We start from the raw sequence: 14,441 nt of genomic DNA on the forward strand, positions 1-14,441 counted from the left end.
ATATATGACAACCTCCGCTTATCGACACCGCGTCCTCACCGCCCTCATGATCGCCCAGGTAATGGGCGGTATTTCGGCGGGTGTGGCGTTTTCCTTAGGGTCACTGCTGGCTGCGGATATCGGCGGCACAGAGTGGGGTGGTGCCGCCTCGACAGTGACAACTGTGGGGGCGGCGTTGTTTTCTGTCGTCCTAGCCAAGATTGCGGCCGCTCATGGGCGTCGATTGTCCTTGACCTCTGGGATGATCCTCGGCGCGCTTGGCGCAACCGGGGCTATGTTCGCCGCCGAATGGCGACTATTATGGCTGCTTCTGGCTAGCTTTCTTCTCATTGGAGCCTCGTCCGCCGTGAATCTGCAAAGCCGCTTTGTCGCCGGCGATGTCGCAGCGACTGACACCCGCGGCCGCGATCTGTCCCTGGTGGTGTGGTCCACGACGATTGGGGCGGTGGCGGGTCCGAACCTGATGGAGCCAGGTCAGCGACTCAGTGAATTGTTGGGTTTTAGTAGCTTCTCGGGTGCCTACTTGATCTGTATTGGAGCGCAGGCGGTGGCGGTGCTGGTGTTGTCCGTGGCGCTGCACCCCGATCCAGTGGCACCCGCAGCGCCAGATGAGGAGACTGCGACCGACGCGACGTCGATACGCGCATACCCCATGGTCATTGTTGTTATTGCGTCGTTGGCGGTGGCTCATGCGGTGATGGTTGCAGTGATGGCGATGACACCGGTGCATCTGCACGGGCATGGTGCGTCGCTGCGGCTGATCGGCATCACTATCAGCGCGCATGTGGCGGGCATGTACGCCTGTTCGCCCCTATTCGGCCTGTTGGCGGACCGCGTTGGGCGTCGATGGACGCTTGCGTTGGGCTTTGTAGTGCAGCTCGCGTCATTGGGCTTGCTGATTGCGTATGGACAGCAGGATGCGGCCGTGGTAGCCGCACTGGTGCTGCTGGGCTTGGGCTGGTCAGCGGCGCTAGTGTCCTGTTCCACCCTGCTTATCGACGCCGCGCCTGCCACCCGCCGCACCCACATTCAGGGTCGCAGCGATTTCACCATGAATATCGTCGGCGCCTCAGGTGGAGCGGTGGCGGGGCCCATCGTCCACAACTGGGGTATGCCGACCCTTGCCAGCCTGACGGGATTTCTCATCATTGTTGCTGTAGTGGTACTGCTACCCAGGGTGCGTGACATATCAACGCGGTGACGTCTGTGCAGCGCAGCACCCCTCCTGCCGGGTTGAAAATGGTGATAGATTTATCTGTTACAAAACCAAAGTATCGGTGTGAAGGGCTGAACATATGGATAACCAACAGGGTGGCACCAACCCCCAGGGCGGTGACAATAATCCGCAGGGCAGCGGCAATAGTCCGCAGGGCGGTGACAACGCGCAAGGAAACAACTATGAGTACGGCCAAAACATGGACGGCTCTCAGCCTTATTACAACCCATACCTGCAGAACCAACAGAACCAGCAGCCACCACAGGGGCAGGTCCCACAGGAGCAGGTGCCGCAGAGCCAGTCACCTCAGAGTCCTGTACCCCAGAATCAGCCACAGCCGAACCCTTACCTGAACCAACAAACCCCGCCGACAGGGCCACAGGTACCTCCACAGCCGACTCAACCGCCGCAGCAGCCCATGGGAGCGCCCAGCGGATACGCACCTCAGCAGGGACAGCAACCTCAACAGCCGCCAGCTCAACCTGGTGGGCCGCAGTACTACCAGTACCCACAGAATGATTACGGCGCAGGCTATCCAAACCAACCGGGTGCCGGGCACATGGCTGGGCAGCCAATGCCGCGCAAGAAATCAAACGCCGGTGCCATTGTGGTTGTGGTGCTTCTGGTTGCGGTACTCGGACTTTTAGCCATGCTCAAGATTCTTTCTGCCTTAGTGGATGCTGGCACAACCGCATCAACCGAGCGCACCTACCCCTCGTCCCGCGTGCTGCCAACCTCACCGCACATGCGGGTGCCGTCCACGCCCATGCCCAGTCGAACCACCGCCCCAACCCGTGGCGACACCCCGCCTACCGTTATTGCCGATGATGTGCGGGCAGTCCTCCCCGCTAATATTGCCAACCTGGTTATCGGAGAAAGCTGCGAAGAAGACGTCTTCTCCCTTGACGACGTAACCCCAGAGAAACTCTGCCAGCTCAACACCGACGGCAACTCAGAGTACGCCAACTACCTAGGTGTTGTGACAGACCGGACTGTCATTGCGGATGTCCGCCGATATGGTGACTTTGAAGAATGGAAGAGTATTGAATCCGCCCCAGGTCACACGCTGAAACTGGGGTTCACGGGGCCTCAGGAACGTGTCGGTGAATCCACTGTCTTTTTTGACTTTGTCAACAGCAACACGCTGGTGACCTACCGGATGCTCGGCAACGAGGATGCTGTGAGCCAATACCTTGTGGACCTTGGCCTGGCACAGTTCCGCGACAAGGCCTAGGCCCTACTGATTTGACTAGTTCCAACAGCGTGGACTAGTGTTGCCGATCGAAGTTTGATGTGCGTTTTCGCACAGCTCAAGTTTCACCGAAGACCGTCGGTTACCCCGTTTAATGGGGTCGAAGGAGTCTGACTGAAGTTGGACCAACCTACGCAGGAGACACTTGGAGCCATTTCATCAACGTATGGATGCGCCTCGTGCTCTTGCACGGGGCTTTTTGCTGTTATGGCGAAAAACCCCGGCGGATCGAACACCATACGTTAATGAGGAAGGAGGCGAAGTAATGGCAAATGCTAAGAACACTGCTGCAGTGGCCGAGCTGAAAAAGCGTTTCGAGGAAACTAACGCTATCGTGCTGACCGAGTACCGTGGCTTGACTGTTGCTCAGACCACTGAGCTGCGTCGTAAGCTTGGCGCTGATGTCCAGTACTCCGTCGCCAAGAACACCATGATCAAGCTGGCTGCTCGTGAAGCTGGCGTTGAAGGTCTTGATGATCTCCTCTCCGGTCCCACCGCTGTGGCATTCATCAAAGGCGAAGCCGTTGATGCTGCTAAGGCGCTGAAGGAATTCGGTAAGGACAACAAGGCATTCGTGGTCAAGGGTGGCTACATGGACGGCAATGCCTTGAGCGCGGCTCAGGTTGAAGCCATCGCTGAGATGGACAACCGCGAGACCACGTTCGCGAAGATTGCTGGTGCCATGAACGGCGGCTTGGCAAGTACCGCAGCCCTGTTTGACGCTCACGCTTCTCAGCTTGCACGTCTTTTCGCTGCGTACGAGGAAAAACTGCAGGACGCATAAGTCGTTCTCGGCGCGTATCACGCGCCACGCATACACATTGCTTTACCCCATAAACTTGAAAGGATTGCCACCATGGCTAAACTTACCCCCGAAGAGCTCATTGAAGCTTTCAAGGAAATGACCCTCATCGAGGCTTCCGAATTCCGCAAGCTGTTCGAAGAGACCTTCGACGTTACCGCTGCTGCTCCGGTTGCTGTTGCTGCTCCTGGTGCTGCTGGTGGCGACGCTGCTGCCGCTGCTGAAGAGAAGGACGAGTTTGACGTTGTTCTCGAAGACGCTGGCGCTAAGAAGATCGGCGTGATCAAGGTTGTCCGCGAAATCGTGTCCGGCCTGGGCCTGAAGGAAGCCAAGGAACTCGTTGAGAGCGCTCCGAAGGCTCTGCTCGAAGGCGTGTCCAAGGACGACGCTGAGGCTGCCAAGACCAAGCTGGAAGAAGCTGGCGCTAAGGTCTCCCTCAAGTAATATCTTTCTTTCAGGAAAGATTCCCCCGATTGCTGCGTTCGCGTGGCGGTCGGGGGTTTGTCTGTTGTGGATATGCAAACCTGGTGGGGGAGGGGAAACGGTGATAGGTGCGACGTCGATAAGCGCCTGACTGTAACCTCACTGTAACATCGGAAACTATGCTTCCTAAGTCGCGGGTCTTTTGTGTGATGCTGTTGGGTCTGAGCGCTGCACTACTGGTCGTTGGTGTGCTACTTCCGCGCTACGTTCATGCCGACAGCAGGCTACCGCTGTCGCTGGGACAGACCACAATGGTGCTGCGTGACAACAATGGCACGGTGGGCAGCGGGGAAAGCGAATATAAGGGGGCGTTGCTCAAGCAGGTGAATACGGAGCTGATGGACCCCGTCGACGCCACCGAGGTGACCCTCCGTATTGGCATGACGCTGAGCAAAGACATTAAGGAAAGCGATCTGAATCGTTTGGTGAACGCGAAAATCTGGAGTTACCGGATGGACCGCATCACGGGGGAAGCGGTCGGGGATGCAACGTTGACGGATCAGATTGTGGGACCCACGCAAACCGTGGCCGTTGATGGTGTGTGGACGAAATTCCCCATGGATGCAGGTCAAGGCCCCTACCAAGTTTTTGACGACACCCTCCGGCAGTCCCGGCCCGCACATTTCGTGGGGGAGGAGCGGCGCGAAGGACGCACCATCCTGCACTTCCGCCAGGATATTCAACCCGTCAACGTGGCCACACTGTTTGCCGACGCCGCGAACACCACCAACTTCGCCGAACCCGATGGTGCGATGACCTCTGGATATTTATTCCACTCCGCCGTACGGGACTGGTATGTGGACCGCGCCACCGGCCTGATCATTGATGCGGAGGAGCATATTGATGATTTCTATGGCACTCGGGAAGGGGAAAAACGTGAGCAGGTCATTCTTTTCCATGGTAAGGTGACGCCGGACAGTGCTTCGACATTGATGTCGCAGGCATCGTCAGTATCTAATGGGAACTGGGTGCACACCACCAGCACGGTTCTATTGGGAGCAGGCGGCGCGCTCGCGTTTGTTGGATTGATTGGCGTCTTTGGCGCTTTCAGCCTTGGGCGTGGGAGGAGTGAGCGTGAAAGCCGACGCGAGCGTGGAAATCAGCGTGGGCGCGGGAGTCGGCGCGGCGCACGGTCATAATGTAAAGTATCCCTTTACTTTTTTGCGCTGTTGGTATAAGCTATTTCGTTGCGCTGGAACCTCCCTCCATATCGCATGTGAGACCTTGTTGCCTCGGGTTGAAAAAACTCGATTTGACAAGGTCATTCAGTGCTATCTGGGCGGCGTTTCCACAGCAGACCGTATTCTCAAATTCTAGCGGCCCGGTAGCCCACCCACCTTAGGTTGCCGACCGCGTGAGGTGCTGGAAGGACGCATCTTGGCAGTCTCCCGCCAGACCAAGTCAATGGCCGAAATCCCCGGTGCTCCGGAGCGATACTCTTTTGCGAAGATCACGGAACCCATTGAGGTTCCAGGTCTCCTCGACTTGCAGCTTGAGTCTTTTGCATGGCTCATTGGTACGCCTGAGTGGCGTGCCCGCATGCAAGAAAAGGTCTCCGAGGGTACCCGTGTAACAAGTGGTCTTGAGGACATTCTTGAAGAATTGTCCCCAATTCAGGACTACTCAGGAAACATGTCTCTATCTCTGTCGGAGCCCCGCTTCGAAGAGGTGAAGTACTCCATTGATGAGTGCAAAGAAAAAGACATTAACTACTCGGCTCCGCTGTATGTGACAGCGGAGTTCGTGAACAACGATACTGGTGAAATTAAATCGCAGACCGTATTCATCGGCGACTTCCCGATGATGACGGACAAGGGAACGTTCATTGTCAATGGCACGGAACGTGTTGTTGTCTCCCAGCTGGTTCGTTCCCCCGGTGTGTATTTTGATCAGACGATCGACAAGTCCACAGAGCGTGCCCTGCACTCGGTGAAGGTGATCCCTTCCCGCGGCGCATGGCTAGAGTTCGACGTGGATAAGCGCGACACCGTTGGTGTGCGCATTGACCGCAAGCGCCGTCAGCCCGTCACCGTCCTGCTGAAGGCCCTGGGTTGGACCCACGAGCAAATCGTGGAGCGTTTCGGCTTCTCCGAGATCATGATGACCACGCTGGAATCCGACGGTGTATCCAACACCGACGAAGCCTTGCTGGAAATTTACCGCAAGCAGCGCCCCGGCGAGCAGCCGACGCGCGACCTTGCACAGTCCCTGCTGGATAGCAGCTTCTTCCGGGCGAAGCGCTACGACCTTGCCAAGGTTGGCCGCTACAAGGTCAACCGCAAACTGGGTCTTGGCGGCGACCATGATGGCACCATGGTGCTGACCGAGGAAGATATTGCCACCACCCTGGAGTACCTGGTGCGCCTGCACGCAGGTGAAACCACCATGACCTCCCCAACCGGCGCGGTCATTCCGGTTGAGGTGGACGATATCGACCACTTTGGTAACCGTCGTCTCCGCACCGTGGGCGAGCTGATCCAGAACCAGGTCCGTGTGGGCCTTTCCCGCATGGAGCGTGTGGTGCGTGAGCGTATGACCACGCAGGATGCGGAGTCCATCACTCCCACCTCGCTGATTAACGTGCGCCCCGTGTCTGCGGCGATCCGCGAGTTTTTCGGTACCTCGCAGCTGTCGCAGTTCATGGACCAGAACAACTCCCTGTCTGGTCTGACCCACAAGCGCCGTTTGTCTGCTCTTGGCCCGGGTGGTCTGTCCCGTGAGCGTGCAGGCATTGAAGTTCGCGACGTGCACCCCTCGCACTACGGCCGCATGTGTCCGATTGAAACCCCTGAAGGCCCCAACATTGGTCTCATTGGTTCACTGTCCTCCTACGCGCAGGTCAACCCGTTCGGCTTCATTGAAACCCCCTACCGCAAGGTTGTGGACGGCAAGCTGACGGATCAGATTGACTACCTCACCGCAGACGAGGAAGACCGCCACGTGGTCGCCCAGGCGAACACGCCTTTTGACAAGGACGGCAACATCACCGAAGAGCGTGTTGTGGTCCGCATGAAAGGCGGGGACATTGAGGTGGTCAACGCCACCGACATCGACTACATGGATATTTCCCCACGTCAGATGGTGTCCGTGGCTACCGCCATGATTCCCTTCCTGGAGCACGACGACGCTAACCGTGCCCTCATGGGTGCGAACATGCAACGTCAAGCCGTGCCGCTGGTCCGCTCGGAAGCCCCCTACGTGGGTACCGGCATGGAGCTGCGCGCCGCCTACGACGCAGGCGACTTGGTTATTTCCAAGAAATCCGGCGTGGTGGAGAACCTCTCTGCGGACTTCATCACCGTGATGGGTGACGACGGCATCCGCGACACCTACATCCTGCGCAAATTCCAGCGCACCAACCAGGGTACGTGCTACAACCAGAAGCCACTGGTGGACATTGGCGACCGCGTTGAAGCTGGTCAGGTTATTGCCGACGGCCCCGGCACCGACAACGGTGAAATGGCACTCGGCCGTAACCTGCTGGTGGCGTTCATGCCATGGGAAGGCCACAACTACGAGGACGCGATCATTCTGAATCAGCGCCTTGTGGAGGAGGACATTCTCACCTCGATCCACATTGAGGAACACGAAATTGACGCCCGCGACACCAAGCTCGGTGCCGAGGAAATTACCCGTGAAATCCCCAACGTGTCCGAGGACGTGCTGAAAGACCTGGATGACCGCGGTATTGTCCGCATCGGTGCCGACGTCCGCGACGGCGACATCCTGGTGGGTAAGGTCACCCCGAAGGGTGAGACCGAGCTGACCCCGGAGGAGCGCCTGCTGCGCGCCATCTTCGGCGAGAAGGCCCGCGAGGTCCGCGACACCTCCATGAAGGTGCCGCACGGTGAAACAGGCAAGGTTATTGGCGTTCGTCGATTCTCCCGGGATGACGACGATGACCTGGCCCCCGGCGTCAACGAAATGATTCGCGTGTACGTCGCCCAGAAGCGCAAGATCCAGGACGGCGATAAGCTGGCCGGCCGCCACGGCAACAAGGGCGTTGTGGGCAAGATCCTGCCGCAGGAAGACATGCCGTTCCTGCCGGACGGCACCCCGGTGGACATTATTTTGAACACCCACGGTGTGCCGCGTCGTATGAACATCGGCCAGGTGCTGGAAGTCCACCTTGGCTGGCTCGCCGCCGCCGGGTGGAGTATCGATACCAACAACCCGGACAACAAGGATCTGATGGAGATGCTGCCGGAGGAACTCTACGACGTTCCCGCCGGTTCGCTTACCGCAACCCCTGTGTTCGACGGTGCCTCCAACGAGGAGCTCGCTGGACTGCTCGCCAACTCGCGCCCCAACCGCGACGGCGACATCCTGGTGGACGGAAACGGTAAGGCTCAGCTTATCGACGGCCGTTCCGGCGAACCGTTCCCGTACCCCGTTTCTGTGGGCTACATGTACATCCTGAAGTTGCACCACCTGGTGGACGAGAAGATTCACGCTCGTTCCACTGGTCCATACTCCATGATCACCCAGCAGCCGCTCGGCGGTAAGGCCCAGTTCGGTGGCCAGCGCTTTGGTGAAATGGAAGTGTGGGCAATGCAGGCGTACGGCGCTGCCTACACTCTGCAAGAATTGTTGACCATCAAGTCCGACGATGTGGTTGGTCGCGTCAAGGTCTACGAAGCAATCGTCAAGGGTGAAAATATCCCTGACCCGGGCATTCCCGAGTCATTCAAGGTGCTGTTGAAGGAACTCCAGTCCCTGTGCTTGAACGTTGAGGTTCTCTCAGCGGACGGTACCCCGATGGAGCTGGGCACCTCCGACGATGACGAGTTTGACCAGGCAGGCGCGTCGCTGGGCATCAACCTGTCCCGCGACGAGCGTTCCGACGCTGATAGCGCCTAAACCGCACTACTTTCCTCGGCCTGCTGACAGCATGCACAACCGGGGTGCCGGTCCACGGTGAGAAGCCGTGGGTCGGGTTCCCCGGGGCGTCGATAAGCAGGCGAATGATTGCCACTAGAACTTATTTTTAGGAAAGAGAGTTACGTGCTAGACGTCAACTTCTTCGACGAGCTCCGCATCGGACTCGCCACCGCCGACGACATTCGTCGCTGGTCCAAGGGCGAGGTTAAAAAGCCGGAGACCATCAACTACCGAACCCTGAAGCCCGAAAAGGACGGCCTCTTCTGCGAGCGTATTTTCGGCCCCACCCGCGACTGGGAATGCGCCTGTGGCAAATACAAGCGCGTCCGTTACAAGGGCATCATTTGTGAGCGCTGTGGTGTGGAAGTCACCAAGTCCAAGGTGCGCCGCGAGCGTATGGGCCACATTGAGCTCGCTGCACCCGTGACCCACATCTGGTACTTCAAGGGTGTGCCTTCCCGCCTGGGCTACCTGCTGGACCTGGCACCGAAGGACCTGGAACGCATCATCTACTTCGCTGCGAACATCATCACCAGCGTTGATGAGGAAGCACGCCACAACGACCTGACCACTCTAGAAGCCGAAATGCTGCTGGAGAAGAAGGACGTGGAGGCTGACTCCGAATCCGAGCTGGCCGAGCGCGCTCAGAAGCTGGAAGAAGACCTTGCCGAGCTGGAGGCAGCCGGTGCCAAGGCCGACGCCCGCCGCAAGGTGCAAAACGCAGCTGACAAGGAAATGCAGCACATCCGCGAGCGCGCCCAGCGCGAAATCGATCGCCTGGATGAAATCTGGAACACCTTTGTCAAGCTTGCCCCGAAGCAGATGATCGTTGATGAGACCATCTACTCCGAGCTGGTGGACCGCTACGAAGACTACTTCACCGGCGGCATGGGTGCCGAGGCAATCCAGACCCTGATCCGCAACTTCGACCTTGACGCCGAGGCCGAGGAGCTGCGCACCATCATCAACGAAGGCAAAGGCCAGAAGAAGATGCGTGCCCTCAAGCGCTTGAAGGTCGTTGCGGCTTTCCAGCGTTCTGGCAACGACCCGGCAGGCATGGTTCTGGATTGCATTCCGGTGATCCCGCCTGAGCTGCGCCCCATGGTTCAGCTTGACGGTGGCCGTTTTGCCACTTCCGACCTGAACGACCTGTACCGCCGCGTGATCAACCGCAACAACCGCCTCAAGCGCATGATCGACCTCGGTGCCCCCGAGATCATCGTAAACAACGAGAAGCGCATGCTGCAGGAATCCGTGGACGCACTGTTCGACAACGGCCGTCGCGGCCGCCCCGTCACCGGCCCGGGCAACCGCCCGCTGAAGTCCCTCTCTGACCTGCTGAAGGGCAAGCAGGGTCGCTTCCGCCAGAACTTGCTGGGTAAGCGCGTGGACTACTCTGGTCGTTCCGTGATTATCGTTGGTCCGCAGCTGCGCCTGCACGAATGTGGTCTGCCCAAGCTGATGGCGCTGGAACTGTTCAAGCCGTTCGTGATGAAGCGCCTGGTGGAAAACCAGTACGCACAGAACATCAAGTCGGCCAAGCGCATGGTGGAGCGTCAGCGCCCCGAGGTGTGGGACGTGCTGGAAGAAGCCATTGCGGAGCACCCGGTGATGCTGAACCGTGCGCCGACGCTGCACCGCCTGGGTATTCAGGCGTTCGAGCCGGTGCTGGTTGAGGGTAAAGCTATCCAGCTGCACCCGCTGGCTTGTGAAGCGTTCAACGCCGACTTCGACGGTGACCAGATGGCCGTGCACCTTCCGCTGTCAGCGGAAGCACAGGCTGAGGCGCGTATCCTGATGCTGGCCTCCAACAACATCCTGTCCCCGGCGTCCGGTAAGCCTCTGGCCATGCCGCGTCTGGACATGGTGACTGGTCTGTACTTCCTCACCCTGGAGAAGGGGCCGGAGGAGTTCGGTGGACAGGGCGCCTACAAACCCGCCACCAACGAGCAGCCTGCACAGGGCGTGTACCTGTCTGTTGCCGAGGCCATCATGGCCTTCGACCGTGGTGTGCTAGGCCTCCAGGCACCGATCAAGGTGCGGATTTCTCACCTGCGTCCCCCGGCGGACATTGAGGCTGAGCACTTCCCCGACGGCTGGCACAAGGGTGACACCTGGTTGGCTGACACCACCCTTGGTCGCATCATGTTCAACGAGCTGCTGCCGTGGAACTACCCGTACCTTGAGGGTGTGATGGTCCGTAAGGGCGGCGGTTCCGACAAGATCATGCTGGGTGATGTGATTACGGATCTTTCCGCACGCTACCCGATGATTACCGTGGCCCAGACCATGGACAAGATGAAGGACGCTGGTTTCTACTGGGCAACCCGCTCTGGTGTGACCATCTCCATGTCCGACGTGCTGGTGCTCCCGGACAAGGAGAAGATCCTTGACCGCTACGAGGCCGACGCCCGCGACATTGAGAACAAGTACTGGGTCAAGGGTGCCCTGACCTCGCGCGAGCGCTACGACCGCCTGGTGGAACTCTGGAAGAGCGCCACCGACCATGTGGGTAAGCTCGTGGAGGAACTGTACCCGGATGACAACCCGATTCCGATGATCGTGAAGTCCGGTGCTGCCGGTAACATGCGCCAGATCTGGACCCTGGCCGGCATGAAGGGCATGGTTGTGAACTCCAAGGGTGACTACATCACCCGTCCGATCAAGACCTCCTTCCGCGAGGGCCTGACCGTGTTGGAGTACTTCAACAACTCTCACGGTTCCCGCAAGGGCCTGGCCGATACCGCTCTGCGCACCGCCGACTCGGGTTACCTGACCCGTCGTCTGGTGGACGTTGCGCAGGACGTGATTGTGCGCGAAGAGGACTGCGGTACCCGCCAGGGTGTCAAGGTTCCCGTGTCCGTGCCCGTCAAGGATGCTAGTGGCGAGACCGTGGGTTACAGCCGCCACAGCCTGGTGGAGACCTCGGTACTGGGCCGTGTGCTCGCCGCCGATGCAACAGACGCGGACGGCAACGTCGTCCTCCCGGCAGGAACCGACATTGGTGAGCTGCAACTCGATGCGCTGGTGGATGCCGGTATTCCCGGCGTCAAGGTCCGTTCCGTGCTGACCTGCCAGACTCCGACCGGCGTGTGTGCCAAGTGCTACGGCAAGTCCATGGCATCCGGCAAGCAGGTGGACATTGGCGAGGCCGTGGGCATCGTGGCCGCGCAGTCCATTGGTGAGCCCGGTACCCAGCTGACCATGCGCACCTTCCACCAGGGTGGTGTTGGCGGTGACATCACCGGTGGTCTTCCGCGTGTGCAGGAGTTGTTCGAGGCCCGCGTGCCAAAGAACAAAGCCCCGATTGCCTCTGTCTCCGGCACGGTTCACCTGTCCGACGAGGGCAACTTCTACACCATGACCATCAGCCCGGACGATGGTTCCGATGACGTGGTGTACGAGAAGCTGTCTAAGCGCCAGGGCCTGGCCATGATCAAGGTTCCCATGGAAACCAACCCAGGTGCGTTTATTGAACGCACCATTCAGGAAGGTGACCACGTGAACGTGGGCGACCGCCTGCTGCGCGGTCCGGCTGACCCGCATGATGTTCTTGACATCCTGGGTCGCCGTGGCGTGGAACAGCACCTCATCGACGAGGTTCAGGCCGTGTACCGCGCCCAGGGTGTGGCCATTCACGACAAGCACATCGAAATCATCATCCGCCAGATGCTGCGCCGCGGCACAGTCATCGAATCCGGTTCCACCGAATTCCTGCCCGGCACCCTGGTTGACCTCTCCGAGGCGAAGCTCGCCAACGCTGAGGCAATCCAAGGCGGCGGTCAGCCCGCCGAGCTGCGCAGTGAGATCATGGGTATCACGAAGGCATCCCTGGCTACCGAGTCGTGGCTATCCGCTGCGTCCTTCCAGGAGACCACGCGTGTGCTTACCGACGCCGCGATCAACAAGCGCTCCGACAAGCTCATCGGCCTGAAGGAGAACGTGATCATCGGTAAGCTCATCCCGGCTGGTACCGGCATCGCCCGCTACCGCAACATCTCCGTCAAGCCCACCGAGGCTGCTCGCAACGCCGCCTACTCGATCCCGACCTACGGCGATTCGATTTACGGTGACGATGGCTTTGGCGACTACACCGGCGCGTCCGTGCCGTTGGATGGTGCCTACTAAGTCGGCTTAGGTCTGCATGACATAACCCCGAGTTCCTGTGGGTGGGAACTCGGGGTTTTCCTGTGCTTAGATGGTGTTTACTGGGCAAACCAGCCCGTTACACCTGGTGCAATGTTGTGGTACACATGCTTGTGCTCCTGGTATTCGGCCAGCCCGGTGGGGCCCAGCTCACGGCCGTTGCCGGACATCTTCATGCCGCCCCATTCGGCCTGGGGGAGGTAGGGGTGGAAGTCGTTGATCCAGATCGTGCCATGCCGTAGCCGCGCCGCCACACGTTCGGTGGTTCCCGGGTTGCTGGACCACACGGCCCCGGCCAGCCCATATTCCGTGTCATTGGCAATGGCCACGGCCTCGTCCTCGGTGGTGAACGTTTCAATGGTGACGGTGGGGCCGAAGGCCTCATCGTGTACGCAATCCATGTCTGAGGTGCAGCCGTCAATTATAGTGGGCAGGTAAAATTCGCCCTGGCTGAGATCGGTGTTGCCGGTGCCGTGGCTGCTGGTGTTATCCGAGGCGTCGGCACGCCGACCACCAGTGAGAATAGTGGCACCCTGTGCGCGGGCAGTGTCCACATAGGCAGCAACCTTATCCAGGTGCTCGGAAGAAATGAGCGGACCAGTCTCTGCGTCCGGGTCCAGGGGGCCGCCGAGCTTAATATTCTTAGTGCGTCGCACTAGTTCGTCGACGAACTTATCGTGCAGGGATTCCTCAACCACGATGCGCGCGCCTGCGGAACACACCTGGCCGGAGTGCACAAACGCGCCGTTTAGGGCGTTATCCACCGCAGCATCGAAATCCGCGTCGGCGAAAATGACGTTGGGGTTCTTGCCACCCAGTTCTAGGGCAGTGCGTTTGATGGTGTCCGCCGCGTTTCGGGCGATGAGCCTGCCGGTGACCAGCCCGCCCGTGAAGGACACCATATCCACCAGTGGGCTGGTGGATAGCGGCGTGCCGCAGCTAGCACCCGCGCCGGTGATCAGGTTGGCCACCCCTGCGGGGACCCCGGCTTCGGCGAGAACCGTCATGAGCATCATCGCCGTGTGCGGTGTCAGCTCAGCCTGCTTCAGCACAAACGTATTACCCGCAGCCAACGCCGGGGCGACTTTCCACGACACCTGCAGCAACGGGTAATTCCAGGGAGTAATCAGGGCACACACGCCTACCGGCTCGTTATCAATGCGGGAACGCACGGCGGGGTCACCTACGCCCACCACGCGGCCCGAATCCTGCTGGATAAGGGCACCAAAATAGTCGAAGGCGTTGGCAATATCGTCCATGTCGTACTTCGACTCTACGAGTCGCTTCCCGGTATCGGCTGACTCGGCGGCGGCAAACTCGTCCTTGTGTGTGCGGATGGCCTCGGCAACCTTGACCAGGATTTTTCCTCGCTCGGATGCTGGAGTGGCGGACCAATCGCCAGCATCAAACGCAATACGAGCCGCGCGGATGGCCTTTTCCGTGTCCACATCGGATGCCTCTGACACCACACCCACCACACTGCGATCCGCAGGGTTGGTGATGGTGCGGGTGGCGCCACTTTCGGCCGGAACCCACTGGCCGTCGATAAACAGCGATGCCGGTGCCTCAGGGGAACCCTTACCACTAAAGACGTGGCTAAGCAGAGCGGACTCGGTCGGGGCGAACACAGGTGTCATAATTACACTCCTAAAAATCTATGG

The 14,441-nt window shown here is 59.4% G+C and carries 8 protein-coding genes; 7 read left to right on the top strand and 1 reads right to left on the bottom strand.

The features are described from left to right. Window positions 1-4 precede the first annotated feature (4 nt). The 7 genes from CDUR_RS01905 to CDUR_RS01935 all read left to right on the top strand — a co-directional run bounded on the left by CDUR_RS01905 (window position 5) and on the right by CDUR_RS01935 (window position 12,762). The gene (locus CDUR_RS01905; protein ID WP_179418785.1) at window positions 5-1,201 is read left to right on the top strand and encodes an MFS transporter; all 1,197 of its coding nucleotides are present in this window, start codon (window positions 5-7) and stop codon (window positions 1,199-1,201) included. Window positions 1,202-1,295: 94 nt separating this feature from the next. Beyond that, window positions 1,296-2,450, top strand: a complete 1,155-nt coding sequence (locus CDUR_RS01910) for a hypothetical protein (protein ID WP_179418786.1) — start codon at window positions 1,296-1,298, stop codon at window positions 2,448-2,450. A gap of 283 nt (window positions 2,451-2,733) precedes the next feature. Beyond that, window positions 2,734-3,252 (top strand): 50S ribosomal protein L10, encoded by a 519-nt coding sequence (rplJ, locus tag CDUR_RS01915; protein ID WP_006062899.1) that lies wholly within the window; start codon window positions 2,734-2,736, stop codon window positions 3,250-3,252. A gap of 72 nt (window positions 3,253-3,324) precedes the next feature. Further along, the gene (gene rplL, locus CDUR_RS01920) at window positions 3,325-3,714 is read left to right on the top strand and encodes a 50S ribosomal protein L7/L12 (protein ID WP_006062900.1); all 390 of its coding nucleotides are present in this window, start codon (window positions 3,325-3,327) and stop codon (window positions 3,712-3,714) included. A 158-nt stretch (window positions 3,715-3,872) separates the two neighbouring features. Then, complete coding sequence (pgfA, locus tag CDUR_RS01925) at window positions 3,873-4,892, top strand: cell envelope lipid trafficking protein PgfA (RefSeq protein WP_179418787.1); 1,020 nt, start codon at window positions 3,873-3,875, stop codon at window positions 4,890-4,892. Between the two features lie 220 nt (window positions 4,893-5,112). Next, window positions 5,113-8,613 (top strand): DNA-directed RNA polymerase subunit beta, encoded by a 3,501-nt coding sequence (rpoB, locus tag CDUR_RS01930; RefSeq protein ID WP_179418788.1) that lies wholly within the window; start codon window positions 5,113-5,115, stop codon window positions 8,611-8,613. A 144-nt stretch (window positions 8,614-8,757) separates the two neighbouring features. Beyond that, window positions 8,758-12,762 (top strand): DNA-directed RNA polymerase subunit beta', encoded by a 4,005-nt coding sequence (locus CDUR_RS01935; protein WP_179418789.1) that lies wholly within the window; start codon window positions 8,758-8,760, stop codon window positions 12,760-12,762. Between the two features lie 77 nt (window positions 12,763-12,839). Here the strand turns inward: CDUR_RS01935 and CDUR_RS01940 are convergent, their stop codons facing one another. Further along, window positions 12,840-14,417 carry an aldehyde dehydrogenase family protein gene (locus tag CDUR_RS01940; protein ID WP_179418790.1) on the bottom strand — a complete coding sequence of 526 codons (1,578 nt, stop codon included), beginning with the start codon at window positions 14,415-14,417 and terminating at the stop codon, window positions 12,840-12,842. Window positions 14,418-14,441 lie beyond the last annotated feature (24 nt).

It is taken from the genome of Corynebacterium durum (assembly GCF_030408675.1).
Lineage (GTDB): Bacteria > Actinomycetota > Actinomycetes > Mycobacteriales > Mycobacteriaceae > Corynebacterium > Corynebacterium durum.

Bases quoted from the DNA above. Each gene is read 5' to 3' on its own strand.
- CDUR_RS01905 (WP_179418785.1), top strand. From the start codon at position 5: ATGACAACCTCCGCTTATCGACACCGCGTCCTCACCGCCCTCATGATC.
- CDUR_RS01910 (WP_179418786.1), top strand. From the start codon at position 1,296: ATGGATAACCAACAGGGTGGCACCAACCCCCAGGGCGGTGACAATAAT.
- rplJ (WP_006062899.1), top strand. From the start codon at position 2,734: ATGGCAAATGCTAAGAACACTGCTGCAGTGGCCGAGCTGAAAAAGCGT.
- rplL (WP_006062900.1), top strand. From the start codon at position 3,325: ATGGCTAAACTTACCCCCGAAGAGCTCATTGAAGCTTTCAAGGAAATG.
- pgfA (WP_179418787.1), top strand. From the start codon at position 3,873: ATGCTTCCTAAGTCGCGGGTCTTTTGTGTGATGCTGTTGGGTCTGAGC.
- CDUR_RS01940 (WP_179418790.1), bottom strand. From the start codon at position 14,417: ATGACACCTGTGTTCGCCCCGACCGAGTCCGCTCTGCTTAGCCACGTC.